The sequence below is a fragment of the Rhizobium sp. 01T444 genome (genome assembly GCF_056398305.1).
Window position 1 is genome coordinate 21,546 of sequence record NZ_JBFTPD010000006.1, and the last position, 16,555, is coordinate 38,100.

At 57.0% G+C, this 16,555-nt stretch carries 16 protein-coding genes and 7 pseudogenes; 9 read left to right on the top strand and 14 right to left on the bottom strand.

Annotated features, from left to right (window positions below):
- Positions 1-4 precede the first annotated feature (4 nt).
- A complete protein-coding gene (locus AC1DTN_RS11705; protein ID WP_477921025.1) occupies positions 5-1,051 on the top strand; it encodes an ABC transporter ATP-binding protein in 1,047 nt (348 codons plus the stop codon).
- Between the two features lie 317 nt (positions 1,052-1,368).
- Here AC1DTN_RS11705 and AC1DTN_RS11710 read toward each other — a convergent pair whose 3' ends face one another.
- The 8 genes and pseudogenes from AC1DTN_RS11710 to AC1DTN_RS11745 all read right to left on the bottom strand — a co-directional run bounded on the left by AC1DTN_RS11710 (position 1,369) and on the right by AC1DTN_RS11745 (position 5,139).
- On the bottom strand, positions 1,369-1,737 hold the full coding sequence (locus AC1DTN_RS11710) for a substrate-binding domain-containing protein (protein ID WP_477921026.1): 369 nt from the start codon (positions 1,735-1,737) through the stop codon (positions 1,369-1,371).
- Between the two features lie 89 nt (positions 1,738-1,826).
- Positions 1,827-2,246 (bottom strand): annotated as a pseudogene (locus AC1DTN_RS11715) (IS21 family transposase); the annotation flags it as partial.
- A gap of 8 nt (positions 2,247-2,254) precedes the next feature.
- Positions 2,255-3,091 (bottom strand): annotated as a pseudogene (locus AC1DTN_RS11720) (IS110 family RNA-guided transposase); the annotation flags it as partial.
- 305 nt (positions 3,092-3,396) lie between these two features.
- Entirely contained in the window at positions 3,397-3,618 is a 222-nt protein-coding gene (locus AC1DTN_RS11725; protein ID WP_477921027.1) for a hypothetical protein, read from the bottom strand.
- Positions 3,619-3,758: 140 nt separating this feature from the next.
- Positions 3,759-3,878: pseudogene (locus tag AC1DTN_RS11730) on the bottom strand (ATP dependent DNA ligase); the annotation flags it as partial.
- A 129-nt stretch (positions 3,879-4,007) separates the two neighbouring features.
- On the bottom strand, positions 4,008-4,151 hold the full coding sequence (locus AC1DTN_RS11735; RefSeq protein WP_477921028.1) for a hypothetical protein: 144 nt from the start codon (positions 4,149-4,151) through the stop codon (positions 4,008-4,010).
- Positions 4,152-4,449: 298 nt separating this feature from the next.
- Complete coding sequence (locus tag AC1DTN_RS11740; RefSeq protein WP_477921030.1) at positions 4,450-4,845, bottom strand: hypothetical protein; 396 nt, start codon at positions 4,843-4,845, stop codon at positions 4,450-4,452.
- Between the two features lie 30 nt (positions 4,846-4,875).
- Entirely contained in the window at positions 4,876-5,139 is a 264-nt protein-coding gene (locus tag AC1DTN_RS11745; RefSeq protein ID WP_477921031.1) for a DUF982 domain-containing protein, read from the bottom strand.
- A gap of 113 nt (positions 5,140-5,252) precedes the next feature.
- Between AC1DTN_RS11745 and AC1DTN_RS11750 the strand changes: the two genes are divergently transcribed.
- The gene (locus AC1DTN_RS11750) at positions 5,253-5,489 is read left to right on the top strand and encodes a hypothetical protein (RefSeq protein WP_477921032.1); all 237 of its coding nucleotides are present in this window, start codon (positions 5,253-5,255) and stop codon (positions 5,487-5,489) included.
- Positions 5,490-6,047: 558 nt separating this feature from the next.
- Here the strand turns inward: AC1DTN_RS11750 and AC1DTN_RS11755 are convergent.
- Positions 6,048-6,326: a hypothetical protein gene (locus tag AC1DTN_RS11755; protein ID WP_477921033.1), complete on the bottom strand. Its 279-nt coding sequence runs from the start codon at positions 6,324-6,326 to the stop codon at positions 6,048-6,050.
- Between the two features lie 443 nt (positions 6,327-6,769).
- Here AC1DTN_RS11755 and tnpC (AC1DTN_RS11760) point away from each other — a divergent pair, with 443 nt between their 5' ends.
- The 6 genes from tnpC (AC1DTN_RS11760) to AC1DTN_RS11785 all read left to right on the top strand — a co-directional run bounded on the left by tnpC (AC1DTN_RS11760) (position 6,770) and on the right by AC1DTN_RS11785 (position 11,437).
- Positions 6,770-8,365, top strand: coding sequence for an IS66 family transposase (tnpC, locus tag AC1DTN_RS11760; protein WP_477921035.1), 1,596 nt, complete (start codon positions 6,770-6,772; stop codon positions 8,363-8,365).
- The gene (locus tag AC1DTN_RS11765; protein ID WP_477921194.1) at positions 8,365-8,670 is read left to right on the top strand and encodes a hypothetical protein; all 306 of its coding nucleotides are present in this window, start codon (positions 8,365-8,367) and stop codon (positions 8,668-8,670) included. The genes tnpC (AC1DTN_RS11760) and AC1DTN_RS11765 overlap by 1 nt, the downstream gene beginning before the upstream one ends.
- A 260-nt stretch (positions 8,671-8,930) precedes the next feature.
- Positions 8,931-9,380 carry an IS66-like element accessory protein TnpA gene (gene tnpA / locus AC1DTN_RS11770; protein ID WP_439019091.1) on the top strand — a complete coding sequence of 150 codons (450 nt, stop codon included), beginning with the start codon at positions 8,931-8,933 and terminating at the stop codon, positions 9,378-9,380.
- Positions 9,361-9,651 (top strand): IS66 family insertion sequence element accessory protein TnpB, encoded by a 291-nt coding sequence (tnpB, locus tag AC1DTN_RS11775; protein WP_439019092.1) that lies wholly within the window; start codon positions 9,361-9,363, stop codon positions 9,649-9,651. The genes tnpA and tnpB overlap by 20 nt, the downstream gene beginning before the upstream one ends.
- Positions 9,596-11,119, top strand: coding sequence for an IS66 family transposase (tnpC, locus tag AC1DTN_RS11780; protein ID WP_439019316.1), 1,524 nt, complete (start codon positions 9,596-9,598; stop codon positions 11,117-11,119). Before tnpB ends, tnpC (AC1DTN_RS11780) begins: the two co-directional genes overlap by 56 nt.
- 84 nt (positions 11,120-11,203) lie before the next feature.
- Positions 11,204-11,437, top strand: a complete 234-nt coding sequence (locus tag AC1DTN_RS11785) for a DUF2171 domain-containing protein (RefSeq protein WP_439019317.1) — start codon at positions 11,204-11,206, stop codon at positions 11,435-11,437.
- A gap of 477 nt (positions 11,438-11,914) precedes the next feature.
- Here the strand turns inward: AC1DTN_RS11785 and AC1DTN_RS11790 are convergent.
- Positions 11,915-12,028 (bottom strand): annotated as a pseudogene (locus AC1DTN_RS11790) (IS5/IS1182 family transposase); the annotation flags it as partial.
- Positions 12,029-12,308: 280 nt separating this feature from the next.
- Positions 12,309-13,637 (bottom strand): DUF2254 domain-containing protein, encoded by a 1,329-nt coding sequence (locus tag AC1DTN_RS11795; RefSeq protein WP_439019093.1) that lies wholly within the window; start codon positions 13,635-13,637, stop codon positions 12,309-12,311.
- A 562-nt stretch (positions 13,638-14,199) separates the two neighbouring features.
- On the opposite strand from AC1DTN_RS11795, the pseudogene AC1DTN_RS11800 reads away from it, so the two are divergent.
- Positions 14,200-14,505, top strand: a pseudogene (locus AC1DTN_RS11800) (transposase); the annotation flags it as partial.
- A gap of 55 nt (positions 14,506-14,560) precedes the next feature.
- Here AC1DTN_RS11800 and AC1DTN_RS11805 read toward each other — a convergent pair.
- From AC1DTN_RS11805 to AC1DTN_RS11815, 3 genes and pseudogenes are all read right to left on the bottom strand, one after another.
- A pseudogene (locus AC1DTN_RS11805) lies at positions 14,561-14,686 on the bottom strand (hypothetical protein); the annotation flags it as partial.
- Positions 14,682-15,200, bottom strand: a complete 519-nt coding sequence (locus AC1DTN_RS11810; RefSeq protein WP_477852866.1) for a hypothetical protein — start codon at positions 15,198-15,200, stop codon at positions 14,682-14,684. The gene AC1DTN_RS11810 and the pseudogene AC1DTN_RS11805, both read right to left, overlap by 5 nt.
- 928 nt (positions 15,201-16,128) lie before the next feature.
- Positions 16,129-16,246, bottom strand: a pseudogene (locus AC1DTN_RS11815) (non-homologous end joining protein Ku); the annotation flags it as partial.
- Between the last annotated feature and the right edge of the window lie 309 nt (positions 16,247-16,555).

Here is a 16,555-nt window from a genome sequence, read left to right on the forward strand (position 1 = left end):
GACAATGGCATCGGTAGCAATCGACCGGGTTCTGAAGCAATACGGCGCAGCCTCCGTTATCCACGGGGTTTCCGCGAATATCGAGGACGGTGAGTTCGTCACGCTCGTCGGGCCGTCCGGCTGCGGCAAGTCCACGCTTCTGCGCATGCTGGCGGGGCTAGAGGATATCAGCGGCGGTGAAATCCGCATCGACGGCCGCGTTGTCAACGACGTTGCGCCGAAGGAGCGCGATATCGCCATGGTGTTCCAGTCCTACGCGCTCTATCCGCACATGACGGTGCGCGAAAATATGGGCTTTGCACTGAAGCTGCAGGGGCGCGATAAGGCGACAATCGACAAGCTGGTGCGTGAAGCCGCCGGCATTCTCGCACTTGAACCCCTGCTGGAGCGCCTGCCGAAACAGCTCTCCGGCGGTCAGCGCCAGCGCGTCGCCATGGGCCGCGCCATTGTACGCCATCCGAAAGTGTTCCTCTTCGACGAGCCGCTGTCCAACCTCGACGCCAAGCTGCGGGTGACCATGCGTAGCGAAATCAAGGAACTGCATCAACGCCTTGGCACTACCATCGTTTACGTCACCCACGACCAGATCGAGGCGATGACCATGGCCGACAAGATTGTCGTGATGCGCGCCGGCCGCATCGAGCAGATCGGCAAGCCGCTCGATCTCTACGACCGCCCAGATAACACCTTCGTCGCCGCCTTCATCGGCTCGCCGTCGATGAACCTCTTCGAGGGTGGCGTCAGCGACGGCGGCTTCCGTATCGAAGGCGGTGTTTCCCTGCCGCTTCCGCCGCAATTGAGCCAAAGCGCGGCGCGCACCTACGGCATCCGCCCGGAAGAGATCGACATTGTGGAGACGGGCATTCCGGCCACCGTCCTGACTGTCGAGCCGACCGGTGCGGAGACCCATCTTTCGGCGCGTGTCGGCACGCAGACGGCAACCATCGTGCTGCACCGGCGGGTAGATATAAAGCCCAACCAGCAAATTCACCTCGCGTCCAAATCCGACAAAATCCACCTCTTCTCCGCCGACGGCAATCGGATCGGCTGATCCCCCGGCGCCTCCCGCTGAGCCGCGTCCGTCATTTGACGGGCGTGGTTCGGTGCCGGTGCCATCCCAGCCTTGCGACGTCCAGGTTTTGGGTGTTCGGCCCCTCAATCGATCGAATTGGCCAATCGCGCGGCGATCTGTTGCCACGCTTCGGTTCTGTTCAAGAGCAGTCATATAACTTCGCGAAGGCACTGAAGCGGGGGATAGGTTTTAGTCTAGTCGGCGGCCCAGGAATTATATCATGTCGTTCCCCGATGCATGTCCACTCAAGGCGAGCAACTAGACGCCATTCGATCACGGTCAGAAGTGCGAGGTGCTCACTGGACGGTCCTGTGACACTCATGCCGATGACCTCGGCACAAGTCGCCCTGCATGACAACCGTCTCGGCGGCGCGCTTGTCCGTTATCATTGCGACCATCGCATCGTTGATTTCGTCAGTGGGCTGTTCGTAGCTGGTCAGTTCGTACGCCGGAGCCCCACCAAGCTCGATATTGTCGAAGCCAGCGACCGCCAGATCTTCTGGAACTCGAAGACCGAATTCGCTCCTGGCGACATCCATCGCTCCCATCGCCAAAATGTCATTTTCACACATCAAGACCTCGATGCGCGATGCAGGCGAAGCAGCGCTGAAATAAGTACGCGCCGCCTCGGCGCCGGCCTGTGCGCTATATCGTTCCGCAGCCAATTCTGCGACGCCTTCGATACCTTTCCGTCACCAGAAATTTGCGTAGTGATGCCGCCTGCTCAGCGCCGTCGACAGGGTTCGCGCTCCCTATCGGCAATCGTGCCGGGCAAAGCGCCATGCGGTGTCTCGCGCCACAGGTTTTGGCAATGCTGCTCCAGCCAGGCGTTCAACGCCAGTAGGTCTGGAAAGTCCGGAATCTGTTGCCACAAACGTGGTCGGGCATCCTGAACGTTCTTCTCGACCTGTCCCTTCTCCCAGCCTGCCGCTGGATTGCAGAACTCGGGCGCAAAGACACAGTGGTTCGTCATCGCCTGGAAGCGGACGTTGACCTTTCGCTCCTTGCTGCGGCCGACGCGATCGACCGCGGTGCGCATATTGTCATAAATTTCCCGCGCAGGCACACCGCCGAACACGCGGAATCCGTGCAAGTGGGCGTCGAAGAGCATCTCGTGCGTTTGCAGCAGGTAGGCCCTGACGGCCGATCGGTGCATCGCTTTGACTGAGCGTATGCATCGCAGGCACCGTGGACAAGCAAGGTTCGCAAATAGGTATTGCCACGCTTGGTAATGCCCAGTAGCCGCGCCTTGCCGCCGGTCGTGAACGGTCGAGGCACAATTCCCAGCCATGCTCCGAGGCCCCGGGCGTGCTTGAAGCTGCTCGCATCTCCTATAGCTGCAACGAGCGCTGCGGCATTCAGCACACCGATCCCAGGTATTGATGTCAGGCGACGCATTGCGCTGTTATGCTTGGCGAGCAATACGAATTCCGCGTTCAAGGCCTCGATCTTCTGGTCGAGCATTCCCCATTCATCCCGCAATTCCAGGATCAGGCTTCTGATGCGCGGCGACAGAATGTCATTGTCTTTGGCAAGCAACCCATCAAGAGAGCTCTCGAACGTCACGCGACCGGCAGCAAATACCACACCCCTTTCCAGAAGAATTGCGCGGAGCTGATTGATCAAGGTCGTGCGCTCCGCAACCAGGCGTGACCGAACACGGTGTAACGTCTGGACATCTAGCTGCTCCTGGCTCTTCAATTCCACGAACCGCATCGTTGGACGAGACGCCGCCTCGGCAATACCCTCCGCATCTCGATCATCATTATTCTGCGCCTTTGCGTACCGCCGGACATATTCCGGCGACATCAACCGCACTTCGTGACCACCAGCAGCAAAAAGCCATCCAAGATGATATGCGCCGCAGCGGGCCTCCATCGCGATAACGCAGGTTGGCAGCTTCTCGACAAATTCCATCAATGTCTGTCGCATCGTTCGACGGAAAACCACAGCCCCCCGGTCATCCACCCCAACAACGCTGCAGCTGTTGTTACCAATGTCGATGCCCAATATCGAAATCTACATGGCTCAGCTCCTTTCCCTTCAGAAGAGTGACATCATACTCGATGTCCACAGAAGGGCGGGCCATCCCATAACCAACATCTACCGGTAGAAGCTCAGGGATTCTCGCTTGGCATGGTGCAACAAACCCGGAGAAGGTTCGCACGGACGAGCAGCGCGCCACCTATGAAGATATCTTTCCCAACATCACGAAGCAAAACCGACGTAAGCAGAAGCGTCGACTGCGCCAGATCATCGAGGAGTACCGCCACGAGGCAGAGCTCAGAGCGGATGTTCGGACAGAGCTTGAGCCACTGGTCGGCTCAGTATAGGGCGTTCTTGCCCGGATACCGCCCACTTCGGATATTGGATGAATGGGTTTGCCGCAGTCGTTCGCGCTGGACTGCACGAAGCGCATCGAAAAATGCGCGGGCCTCTAGCTTCACTTTAAAATACTGTTCTGCAGCGTCGAAGATTTCGCCAAGATCAATATCGGCGCGGTCGGCGATCCTTTGTCGGATGAAGACGATAAGTAGTCGGTCCATCGCACATCCCTCAACGCCCGCGAAAGCAGAACCAAACTCGCGGGACGCGCAATCTAACGTGTTTCTCGTCTTTTTGTTCCGCAGGGCCGCAAGCCGCAAGACAATCCCGTCCCAACGGCACTAGGACCGCTCACCTGCTGTCGATAAACCTCCGCATTGTCTTGCTCGTCCCGTAATCCTTTGTAAGAGGCATGACGCAATTTCCCGTCGTGCGTTCAGGCGCGGTATTCAATTTCCGCTATCAGGGTTGGTTGGAGCCATGTCAGATCCTTGCGGCGACGGGAGGCTCTTCACCGTCAGCTTTACCATGATGCCGCGAAGCTTCCAGGCCCCCATCATCAAACGGTGCTGATGCCGACCCGACGAGCGGCGCGATACGTGCGAAGATTTTAATGAAGTACGGCGACCGCGGCCACACCAGCTTCGTTAGCTGCTCGGAGGATAGCGCTTCTCAGCTCCCTACCGCTGGCCTTTCCGGTCATAACGTCGAGGCGCGCCTTCACTGCGGCTAGAAACTCCTCACCGTCGTCCAACGACCAATCCTTGACTTCGGAGATTTTTAGACAGCGCCAATACGATAGGCGGCCGTGAGAGGCCCGGTTCGACCGCGCTCCTCACAAAGCCTGCTCCAGTAAAAAGAAGCCCGTCGAAGCGGGCAGGAGCAAAAGGAGTGGAAAAGGTGGACCGCACAGGCGGGGTATCAAAGGCTGAAGGGACCACAGGTCGTCAGGCGATCCATTAGAAAAGCCGGACTACGAGCCCGAAATGACGTTGGCACAGCGACCGTTGTGGCTGGTGGCCAGGATGACGCCACGTGGATGGTTCTAAAGGTCAGTCTTCGATCTTGCCTCTGGCGGCAAATGCCAACACCCTGAGTTGATCGATGTTGTGAACACCTTGGCGATACAGCTCAATGATGATTGCAGCGGTCCGCGCGGTCTCCTCGTCATCGGCATCAAGATCGAATTCTGCTTTCACGGCATCCAGTACGCGCTGGCAAATGCCGAGGTCTTCCGAATTCATCGGTTGATCGCGCCCACTTAGGTGACGTTCAATCATTCGATCCCTCCACCATTGGAAATCAAGAATCGAAATAATTTCACGGCACCAGTTTTCAAGCGGATTGCCAAATTGCGAGTTGGCAGAGGCCCGATCCCTCGTTCCTGACCGGCCGAGCGCGCCATCATTTTTCGATGGTGGTTCTCCTCGTGTCTGCAAGTCTGCCATCGATTTTTGATCTCGGATTCTGACCCTCAGTCAGTGCAGGACAGTAACGACGGTGACGTCAGCTTCGTCTGCAGCTCTGATGAGAGCTGCCCTCAAGTCCTCGGGTTCAGCTTTCCTAGCCATCACATCAAGGCAGGCCTTCACCGCGGCAAGGAATTCTTCGCCGTCATCGATAGGCCATTTCCTCATCAGCGCGTCGGCCGCTTCCTGAACGGTGCGCACTAAGACGCGCTCGCGGTCGGCATCGAAGGCCAGGATCACAGGGGCAAACTGTGCAGATGTGTCCCATTTCATAACGCTCAACTCCTGTAAGGATAACACATCGTTAGCCTTGCAAGAGGTGTGCCGCACACTCGGCGGTTTATCCAAATATAGGCATTGCATCGAAAGGACAGGGCACCAACAGAATGGCAGACGACATGAGCAACAACAACGACGCCCACCGCGTCTATACGGATGCCATTACGGCCCAGCTCGGCGAGCGGGTCACCAACCTCGGGCGCCGGCAGACCGACCTCGAAGTGGGGATGGGTGCAGGCTTCAAGGGCACTGACACCGCCGTTACGTCCCTAGCGAATGAAACGCGCGCCTCGATCGCCGCGCTATCGAGTAATCTCGCACAGCGGAACAAGCCTCAGTGGTAGGCACTGGGCGTAGCGCTGACGTTTGCCGCCATGCTGGACGGCCTCCCGGCATATCTCCCGATCCGTGAAGCAACCAGCGACCTGAAGCAGTCTGTCAGTATCCTGGCCGACAAGATGGTGACGCAGAGCGAGCTTGAATGGAGGACCACCCGATCGCCAGAGGATAGCGCAAGGACTGACACCAATGTGAAGGAGCTGCGTGACGCTCAGGTCCGGCGGGAAGAAACTCCATAGGGTGTTCGGAAGTTACGATCAACGTTTCATTGATCAGCAGCGCCAGATAGACGAGGTCAAGACGGCGCAAGGTTCAGTCTATGGCGCGAGGGACATCTTGCTCGATCTGAGAGAGCGGATCGACCGGATGGAGCGCCAGCGGCTTTCTGCGTCCCAGGGTGGAGGCTAGCTCAGAAGCCACTGTTAGACCAGCGACGGTGCCGGCCCCGCATCTTCTGGCCAGCGGCTGGGGTGCGCGGCCGGTACAGGAAACTTGGGGCCGGCAGGAAATGACGAAACCCATGTTGCTCGGACAAGTAAGTAATAGGGTGTATCCACTTAACATCAGTTCCGACTGTTGGCGAAACGACGGGAGGGCGGAGCAGGCGTCTGCGCGTCATCAGATTGGGCGAGGTCCTCGCTGCCGCGAAGTTGCGCGATCCCAAGCTGAACGACCTTGATCATGTCGGTCATCCGCTGGCCGTGAGCGTCCTGGTATTGTTCCAGCGTGGGGGTATTAAGAGCCACGTCAATCAGCGCAGAGATGCGATTTTCTCTCACCGTTTTGGCGCCGAGAGCCCAAACCCGTTTGAATAATAGTCGATCCGATTCGATAATTGGCATGACGATCCGATACTTAATTGACCACAACGTAGTAGATCTAGCGGGAGGTGTCCTGTAATCAATTGAGACTTAAGTCTGATTCTTCGCGAATATAGCATGTTGTTGCAAGAAAACACCGCATAGCGACATTGTTGGATATTTTATCCATGAAGTAGCGCATGATGAGTGCCTACATATACAGTGTAAACGCTTGGGGGATTAAGATTATCGCCGATGAAGGGATTTGATTTTGTCGTGATGTTCTTCCGCCATTTCCTTCCGCGGCATTGGTGGGACCGCGCGCTGGCCCGTAGGGCCCCGGGTCTAAAAAGAGACTAAACCCCCTCCGCGCGATCCCGCTATGTAGACGTGAAAATATCTCGATCGTTCCGAGAAGTGGGGCTTGCAACTCAGTACAGATGCAAGCCCCTCATGCTCGTTCCCACACGCATCTCGCCACAGTAATGATAACTCAACACGTCGCACGACGGCATGACATCCCAACGCCGCTGGACAGTCAGGACGAGCTATCTGTTTTGCGCGCACTCGTCGCGGAACAGGCGGCGAAACTTGAGAGCCAGGAAGCCGAAGTCAGCAAGCGAGACTCCATTATCGGGCTCCTGCGCGCGCAGTTGGAGCTGCTCCGCCATCGGCAGCATGGCGCTTCTTCGGAAAAGATCGACCGGAAGATCGAGCAGTTTGAGCTGATGCTGGAGGAGATCGAGGCCTCCCGTGCGGAGGCTGAGATGCGCTCCGGGAAAGCTCCTCTGCCGGAGTTGGATGACGCGCCGGACAAGCCGAAGCGCAAGCCATTGCCCGATGGTCTTCCAACTGAAGAGCTGGTCTATGCGGCGCCCTGCAATTGCCCGACCTGTGGTGGCACATCGTTTTTGAAGGCCGCCGAAAGGGTAGTCCAGGTGTTGGAGCACGTGCCTGCGTCCATAAAGATTGTCCGCAATGTCGAAAAGCGCATGATCTGCAGGGAGTGCGACACGACAGTGGCAGGCGAAATGCCGACCCTGCCGATCGAGCGCGGCAAGCCCGGACCAGGATTGCTGGCCCATATCATGGTCGCCAAATTCGATGATCACATCCCCCTCTACCGCCTATCCGAGATGTACGACCGGCTGGGCATAGACATCTCCCGCTCTGTCATGGCGGACTGGGTCGGCCGCGTCTCCGTTCTACTGGCTCCTCTCATCTTGCTGATCAGAGCGCATATCGCCGCGGTCGACCGAATACATACGGACGATACCCCGGTCGATGTTCTCGACCCTGGGCGCGGGAAGACGAAAACCGGCAGGGTCTGGGTCTATGTCTTCGATGGAAGCGGTTACCAAGATCCCACTCCCGGCGCGATCGCCTATTACTATAGCCCCGACCGCAAGGGCGTGCATCCGGCTGTCCATCTCGCAAACTTCAGCGGTGTGATGCATGCCGATGGCTATGGCGGCTACAAGAAGCTTTACGGCAACCAGATCATCGAGGCCGCCTGCATGGCGCATGTGCGCCGCAAGTTCCATGACGTGATCAAGCTGAAGCCGTCACCGATCGCAGACGAAGAGCTGACCCGCATAGGCGTGCTTTACGATGTCGAGGATCGCATCCGCGGCATGTCGGCTGACGAGCGACGCAAACTGCGCCAACAACATGCCAAGCCCATACTGGGAGAGTTGAAGGTCTGGATCGAAGCGACTCTCCCGACACTGCCACAGAAGCAGAAGCTTGCTGAAGCGATGCGATATGCCCTCTCGCGGTGGGCAGCGTTGAGCGTTTACATCGACGATGGCCGTGTTGAGATCGACAACAACATAGCCGAGCGCGCTATGAGACCGCTTGGAATCGGAAGAAAAAATTGGCTCTTCGCCGGGTCGGACAAGGGTGGTGAGCGCATCGCCAACATCCTGACCATTATCGAGACTGCCAAACTCCATGGCCATAATCCGGAGGCCTATCTCACAGACGTCCTGACCAGAATCCAGGGGCACCCCAAGGATCGACTTGCGGAACTGCTACCCTGGCAGTGGGCGCCGGCGAAAGACCGATACGAGGCTGCGTGATGGCACGATCGCGGTTCATCTACACGCTTAAAGAAGTCGCCGGCATGATCGGCGAGAACCTCGAACTGATCGAGGAAATCACCGCCAACTCGGACAACATCGCCGAGGGCGAATTGGTGTATGTCCGTGATGGCAGTGAAGATGGCACAAAAGGCCTGACCGAAAACGGAATTGACGATCTTCAAGCTCTGCTCGCCGACCTACGGACCTGGGATGGTGGTATCCGCAAGTTCCTTGTCGATGAACAATGCGATCCCGAGATGATAGAGCGTGTCATGGCTGATGAGGCAAAGCGCATCCCATAGCCGCCCGCTCGACCAGACGAAAATGCGTTCGCCGGACGCTCACGGTCCTATCTAAGACCTACCGAATACAAGGTTGCGGCGCAATGCGAAGCGCCCAAAGGCAGGCTCCCTCGAATTTGATGCTTGCGGATCAACGCACAGCCGGCAAAACAACCGTTCTGTGGTGGCGATCCTAACCGCTTTGCCGCGAAACCGGTGCCAAGCCCCCTTGACAACAGAATCCCCATACAAGGGGTCCACCTAAAAGAGGTGGACACCAAGTGATGGATGAAGGTCAAAAACTCGCCGTGCGGCTGGTTGGTCGGAATGGAAGGCGCCGCTTCGATCCAGGTTCGAAAGATCGCCTAGTTGCGGCCTGCCTTGAACCTGGCGCATCGGTATCGAAACTTGCGCGCGAACACGGGGTCAACGCGAACCTCGTTTGGAAATGGATCAGGAAACACACCCAGGCCCATCCATTATCGCCGTCTTCGTCATCTGCGTTTATTCCCGTTCAGATCGCCGCCCCGAGCAGCGAGTTCGACATTGAGATGCCTGCCACGGATCGCGAAGAGCGATTGCCGACGACGGAGAGAAGCGGCCCGCTGACCTCTCCAGCAAAGGTGAGTGCGTCACTGCCGAATGGTGTGAGATTGACGCTGGAGTGCAGCGATCTCAACGCATTGACGGCAATAATCGGAGCTCTGGGTCATGTTCAGACTTGGCGCTGATCTCAAGGTCTACCTGCATCGCGAGCCGATCGACTTTCGGGCCGGCATCAACAGCCTTGCTGTCCTGGTCCAGGAGACGATGGCGCTGGACCCGTTTGCTCCTGCAGTGTTTGCCTTCTGCAACCGCCGGCGTGACCGGGTGAAGCTGCTGTTCTTTGATCGGTCCGGGTTCGTGCTGGTCCTGAAGCGGTTAACCGAAGACAAGTGCCGCCGAAATCGCCGCGCTCAAAGCCGAGAAGGAAGCGCTCTCGCAGCGAGTCGTAAAGCTTGAGGAGGAGCTGGCGCTTGCAAAGCTGCATCGCTTTGCACCCCGCAGCGAAAAGCACGTTGATCGCCTCTTCAACGAGGCCGAAGAGGCTGCGATCGAAGATGGCAGCGAGGAAGGCGATGTTGTCGAGCTTCCGGACACCGGCCTGCCAGCGGTAGAAGGTCAGACGGGAAAGAAGCGTGGACGCAGGCCTCTGCCGGAAGACCTACCGCGCGAGCGTGTCGAGTATGACCTGCCCGAGGATCAGAAGTCATGTCCCTGCTGCGATAGTCAAATGCATCGCATGGGCGAGGCTGTTAGCGAACAGCTTCATATCGAGGTCAAGGCAAAGGTCCTGCAGAACGTCCGGTTCAAGTATGCCTGCCGCCATTGCGACCGCACCGGGATCAACACGCCCGTTGTGATCGCGCCTATGCCGAAGCAGCCTCTGCCGGGCAGCATCGCCACTGCTTCGACGCTGGCCTTCGCGCTGGTCCACAAATACGTCGATGGCACGCCGCTTTACCGCGTGGCGCAAACATTCGAGCGGGCCGGTGTTCCGATCAGCCGCGGCGCTCTCGCTCACTGGGTGATCGGCTCAAGCGAGAAGCATCTGCACCGCATCTATGATGCCCTGAAACTGCGGTTGCGATCGCAGCCTCTCATTCATGGCGATGAGACGACGGTCCAAGTCCTGAAGGAAAAGGACAAGCAAGCCACCAGCACGTCATATATGTGGGCCTACCGCAGCGGCGAGGATAGTGACGAGCCAATCGTGCTTCTCGACTACCAGCCTGGCCGCGGTCAGATTTATCCGCAGACCTTCCTGGGTGATTATCGCGGTATATTGGTGAGCGATGGCTACACCGCCTGGCGCACATTGGATGGTGCAACCCATGTCGGGTGCATGGCCCATTCCCGGCGCCGCTTCGTCGAGGCCCTCAAAACCAGGAAGAATGGAGGCGGACCGCCGGAACAGGCGCTCCGGTTCTTCGAGCAGCTCTACCGGATCGAAAAGCAGGCAAGAGACAAAACCCCAGATGCCGGGGAGACGACGGCTGACTGCATTCGCCGTTTCCGCCAACAGCACAGCCTGCCTGTTCTGAATGCTCTGAAGGTGTGGCTCGACAATATCGCGCCAAAGGTCGTGCCGGATACAAAGCTCGGCGACGCCGTGTCCTACACCCTGAACCAATGGGATTACCTGACACGCTACACCAGCGACGGCAGGATGCCGATCGATAACAACATTTTGGAACGCGAGATCAGAGTTTTTGCCACCGGAAGAAAATCGTGGCTGTTCAGCGATACCGCTGACGGAGCCAGGGCCAGCGCCGTGATCTACAGTCTCATGCTGACTTGCCGTGCCTGCGGCGTCGACCCGCTCGCCTGGCTGCGCCACGTACTCACAGAGTTGCCGCAGCGGGGCGAAGCGGCCGAAATCGGCGACCTGCTGCCGTTCAACTTCTCCAAGACTACTGCGGCCGGATAGAGCCGGATCTCGCTACCAATGCGCGCACGTTCATCGGTCTTGCTGCCGTCAATGCGCATCGAAAATCGCGCTTACGAATTTCCAATGATTTCTGCAGAACAGGTTCGCGAACATATGGAAGTGATCGGCGCAGACGGCACCCACGTTGGCACCGTCGACCATATGGACGGCTCGTCTCGGATTAAGCTCACAAAGTCGGATTCCGACGATGGTCAGCATCATCTAATTCCTTTGGATTGGGTGGATCACATCGATAAACACGTTCATCTGACCAAGAGCGCGGACGACGTCCGTAGTCAGTGGTCGTCGATCAATTGATTGGGCTGGGAGCCGCTGATGAGGCGGCTCCTTCTGCCGGGATGATCCCTCCCATAGTCGAGACTGCCCAGCGTCCATGCTAAGGATTGAACTCTCTGGCTAAATCGTTTCCTTGGAGTGTTCCATCCTTTGTTTCCGAACTCGTGCGGGCCGCCAACGAGGTCGATCGCCTCTCGACTTCCGAGATCCWAAACCTGCTTATGCGGGCAATAACGACCATCCGCGTCCTGGTGGCTCAGAAGGCACTCGCTTTTCTTCAGAGGACCTTCGCGTGAAAATGGAAACCGAAGAGTCGCAGGCCCGTTACCATTCTATGAGCGACCAGCAGACAGCTAGAAGCGATGCATCCCGGTCGAACGAAGGATGATCAAGTCGGGCATATCGACAATTGACTGTCGACCTCTATGTCGCCAGCGATCTATACAGGAGGACTTTTATGCACACCTGCCATAACGACAGAGCTTCCGCGCTCATTCAAAGCGTCAGGCTGCCCCGCGGGCGAAGGCCTGCCTCGTACTCCGCCCAGTTCGTCACCTTGAAGTTCATTTTGCCGATGTGATGGCGGCGGGCGGAATTGTGCTTATGCGGCATGGTATGCAGATCAATCCCGCTGCTTGCGACCAAACACTCATAGGCGGTAACCGTTGAAATTCGATCCCTGCACCAATGCTCTCTCCATGGAGAAACTCCCGTTGCTCGTCCATGGAAAAGCGATCACAGATCAGGAAGGACAGGACAACGTGGGGCTAGAACACCGGTTACCTTTGTTTTCAGCCGTGACGACTTTTCATTGTCGATTCATGCGTGGACGTTGCCAAAACACCCCCTATCCAAACTTGGCACCTCCGCCGAGTCGATAGGGGCAGTGCTCCTAATGGCTCGACGTATGGCGCAAAGGCGGATCGAGACCGGCGGTGGCAAGATTCGACCTCCCGCCCGCGCCACCCAAGCCTTGGGTGTCTGGTGTTCGTGCAAGTATCAGGTCCTCCGGAAGGACGTAGATTTGCTCCAGCATCCGGTCGAGCAGGTCTAGTTCGTTAAGCAGCGCTCGATGTCGGTCATCCGGCAATACTTGCAGGGCGTATTCGATCACGGCGCGCAATCGCCGCGCGATCTGGAAGTTTTCCGCGCCATACAATCGTATCTCGCTGAAGGTCAGCTCTACGAAGTCCTCCCAGTTCGGTGTCTTGCGGATAAGCCGCAACTTTCCTGACTTGCTGCGAATTTCCTCCCCGAGAAGCTGCCTACTGCCGACAAAGCAGAGAAGGCGCTGAAGCTGGTCTATGGCGAGAACTGCCGTCGTTGGATCGTTGATCGCCTTTGAGAGAGCCTTGATGGCGATATCCACAATGATTCGAAAAGCAAATGTCGAATCCTGCTCGAGGGTTCGCTCTGGTCCGAAGGCCACAAGGGCCTTCAGCGCCCGGTCGCGTGGCAGTGTTGGGCCAAACAGCCGAAACAGCGCCTCGTCCGTCCCGACGAAGTCACCCACTCTTGGGACAAGCTCGATAACGCAGTTCTTATCCTCGCCGAGCGCGACGAGGGCGTTCAGATTGACGGCCACCACGATCGCCGGATTCGCCTTGTGGTACACGATGCGGTCGGGCACGTCAGACAGAACGAAAACGCCTCCATGCGTATCTTCATGCTTAGCACCCTGGCGGTAAACATCTTTGATGACGCGATGGCCCTTTTCACCTACCTTCAGGATGATGCTGACCGGTCGCAGCAGGCGCGCGGCATAGTCGATAAGGTAAAGAAACGCGGCAATGGAACAAAAGCCCAGCATCCCGGCAATTCCGGATATGCCGTGTGGAACGGTGGTGACGAGCCTTGCGAGGGCCCCCGTTGCAAAAAGCAGCGTGAATATGAAAAGGCCGACCGTAAAGCGGATGGCATTATCGCTCAGAAGCGCCGTTGCGATGATCCTGGGTGTTAACTGACCTCCCGCGACCTGAATTGCCACAAGTAGCGAACCAAAGGTAAATACAACAAAGGTTAGCGTCATTGTGATGATCGTCTCCAACATGCGTTGGGTTCCCTCGACGCCCCAAGGCCAAACATCTGCCCACAGGATCCAGGCATCGAACAGGTACGCGTAACGGATTGCACCGACGTAAAGCACGAGAGCGATAAATGGAACGATCCACAGCGAGGATCGGATGTAGCTATTGAAGCTGTACCATTGGTTCCAACGCATCAGGTGAACTCTTCTGCTGGAATCTCCGATCGGAGGGATCTTGCCCTCCTACAATCAACCAAAATCGCGAGTGTCTTGCATTGATAGCGATCAAGAACGGGGAGTTCTTATTTTGATCTCGCTCAATGCCCGTTGCACGCGGGGCTGATAGCCTTCAGAGAAAACCGAGCTCCGAGCGACTATCGGGTCGGCAAAATTTCCACGAACAAACGTAGCGGTCCACATATTTGAAGGTGGAAAACCCAGGGGCGAGCGATGTCACAATCGAAAAAAAACCTAGATACGTCTGCGTCCCGGCAGCTTACGGCCTTTTCAATGTCGTCGATACCAAGAGTGGGCTGCCGGCGGAAGTGGACGTGACTGCAGTATTGCTCACACGGCAAGAAGTGCGGCAACTAATCTTGTGGCTCGAAACCAAGGTTGCATTCTCAGAACGCGATGGCGGAGGCGCTTGTCCGGCCAAGTCATCCACTGGTGCAGAAGCCATTGAAAAAGAATGGCAATTGGGGGTGGGAGCTAACCATCGGGCTCGTACGGCTCTTTGAAATCCACCTGACGGACAGAGATCGAGGGGCAGATTGCAAAGCTAGACAAGGCGCTCCTTGCCGCCCATCGCAACAACGATGTCAGTATTCGGCTTGCGACCGTTCCCGGAATTGGCCCCGTCATCGCTACTTGCCTTTCGGCCAGCGTCTCAGACCCAAAGCTGTTCTAAGGCGGACGTGAGTTCGCAGCCTGGTTGGGCCTTGTCCCCACGCAGCATTCGACCGGTGGCAAACCAAGGCTGGGTTCCATTTCCAAAATGGGCAACCGGCACCTGCGCAAACTCCTCGTGGTCGGGGCGCACGCAGCCCTCTACAGGATTCAATCTCATCCACGGCCGCATTTGTGTAGGTTATGCAACCGATAAATCGGGGGGATTTGTCGACGGTATCTGCAAGCCCAAGAAGCTTTGCGAGGATCACGCGGGTCTTGCCGCTGCCGGGGTAGGCGGCAATACGACGTAGTCTCCCGAGTTTACGGACAGGTCTTTCTACATCAAGGTCAATGCTTGAGGCACTTCCGGCCCAGTTCCATTGCCTTGTAAGTTCCCTTCAGATCGACGACGAAGGTTCCCTTGGTTTCCGGAAACACGATCATTTCATATTTCTTCGCGACGGCGCGTTTGAATTCCGGGCTGTTCGTCAGGATGTAGCCGCCCGAATATCCGCCCTTGAGTTCTCCATGGGTGCTGGTGGCGACACCACTATAGAGATGGCCGGCGATGGAGACGAAGATTTCCGATTTGGTCCCGTTCTGAAGGCCGATATCAGCCTTCGAGAACACGCCGAGATATCCGACGTCCTGATTTGCGGTAACGCCCATCTGCACCGAACCTGAACCGAAGTCGCGCACGATGAGGCAATCTCCGCGGGTTTGATTGGTATAGACGGTCCAGTCCTCAACCTCCCCGTATTTGACGAGCACATCACTGGCGCTGGGAACGGGATTTTGTCCGTAGGCTGCCATCGCAAACGAAAGCGCCACTGACATTGTCGCGATAAGTGTCACGAAGCTTCTCATTGATATCCCCTTTTGGTGTGCAGGCTGAATTGTTCTGTGGCCGCCGCAATGATCTGCGTGACCCAACGGGATGACCCGAAAAAATCGGCGTCAGTAAAATATCCAAATGCAAGGCGGTCGTGAAATCCTTCGGGCACTCTCTGACCGATTGGCATACCGCCGATGGCGGATCTGGATATTTGGAACCTCCATTCCAATCATCGCGTCCGAACGCAATCGTATATGTAATCGACAAATAAGAAAGATAAAATATTAGACTATCCTAAAAAGAAAGTATCTCCAAACTTTTGGAATTTGCCACCTCGCATAAGCGTTCGGTCATGGTCGCGATTTCACTAGGACTTCTGGGTCCGAGTAAACTTGCGCTGGCATCGCGGCATCTTTCGCCTTGGCTTTGCACGGTCGCGACTGAACGCATTCAGTTCAGCAATCCGAAGATGTCTATTGTTGCGCCGATGTTCTCGATCATGTGGGCCATCTTGGCGCCGAGGGTATCAAGCCGATATCCGGCTACGGGGAGAAAGCATGAAACTTGTTCGAACAAGTCCGCACGCTGTACGCCTCCTTGAGGCGCATTCTCGCCACATCGCCGACGGAGAGGAGCGTGATGAGGCGCTTATAGCCCCGGAAAATCCCATCTCCTGCTAAGCCATAATCGGGGAGCACCTCAGGGAAGCGCGTTCGCGGAGATCGGTGACGGCTCTTAGGGCGTGGCAGTTGAAAAATATACCGAGCTTGCTGTCAGGATTTATCGGAAAATCGCGTGCTTTACAGGCTCGGCATAGTCTCCCGCTCGGGATATGTGCGGGATCTTCACATTGATACGTTGAAGGTGAAGAGCCGAAATTTCCCCTAAGGCCGAGCCCTGCGAAGAGCGTTTCTTGTTTGTTACGACGATGCACTTCCGCTCGCACAACTGGGTGGCCCGTCATGAAGCCCTTTTACTCTTGAGGTCGGCCTCTACCGACTTGCGCAGCGCGTCCATGATGTTCACGACGTTGGAAGACGGGAATGGCATCTTCGGCCTTGCCCTTCGCAGCCTTCTTCCCGCGCCGGTGCAGTTAATGCCGCAAACGAACCGGGCGCCTTGCCTTAAGAATTGCAGCACCGGGCACTTCGAGCTTTCCAATCCTCCGAGAGCGCGACCTCGCCTTCTGGGCGGGCCAGCACGCCAGAGAAGAACAAACCTTTGAAAGGTCTCATCGATATTTTCTTGCGCATCGTGAACAAGATCTCGCCACCTTTGCTGACCGTGGCGGGTCGCCATCACGGTAGTGCTTGCACCGTTCGGTGGCGCCTGAGCAGGCCGCGTGGTTTACCGAGAAGGCGAGGCATCCTTCGCATATTAAAAACTA

Bases quoted from the DNA above. Each gene is read 5' to 3' on its own strand.
- AC1DTN_RS11810 (WP_477852866.1), bottom strand. From the start codon at position 15,200: ATGAGAAGCTTCGTGACACTTATCGCGACAATGTCAGTGGCGCTTTCG.
- AC1DTN_RS11755 (WP_477921033.1), bottom strand. From the start codon at position 6,326: ATGCCAATTATCGAATCGGATCGACTATTATTCAAACGGGTTTGGGCT.
- tnpB (WP_439019092.1), top strand. From the start codon at position 9,361: ATGTTCAGACTTGGCGCTGATCTCAAGGTCTACCTGCATCGCGAGCCG.
- AC1DTN_RS11725 (WP_477921027.1), bottom strand. From the start codon at position 3,618: ATGGACCGACTACTTATCGTCTTCATCCGACAAAGGATCGCCGACCGC.
- tnpC (WP_477921035.1), top strand. From the start codon at position 6,770: ATGATAACTCAACACGTCGCACGACGGCATGACATCCCAACGCCGCTG.
- AC1DTN_RS11765 (WP_477921194.1), top strand. From the start codon at position 8,365: ATGGCACGATCGCGGTTCATCTACACGCTTAAAGAAGTCGCCGGCATG.
- AC1DTN_RS11750 (WP_477921032.1), top strand. From the start codon at position 5,253: ATGGCAGACGACATGAGCAACAACAACGACGCCCACCGCGTCTATACG.
- AC1DTN_RS11785 (WP_439019317.1), top strand. From the start codon at position 11,204: ATGATTTCTGCAGAACAGGTTCGCGAACATATGGAAGTGATCGGCGCA.
- AC1DTN_RS11705 (WP_477921025.1), top strand. From the start codon at position 5: ATGGCATCGGTAGCAATCGACCGGGTTCTGAAGCAATACGGCGCAGCC.
- AC1DTN_RS11795 (WP_439019093.1), bottom strand. From the start codon at position 13,637: ATGCGTTGGAACCAATGGTACAGCTTCAATAGCTACATCCGATCCTCG.
- AC1DTN_RS11745 (WP_477921031.1), bottom strand. From the start codon at position 5,139: ATGAAATGGGACACATCTGCACAGTTTGCCCCTGTGATCCTGGCCTTC.
- AC1DTN_RS11740 (WP_477921030.1), bottom strand. From the start codon at position 4,845: ATGGCAGACTTGCAGACACGAGGAGAACCACCATCGAAAAATGATGGC.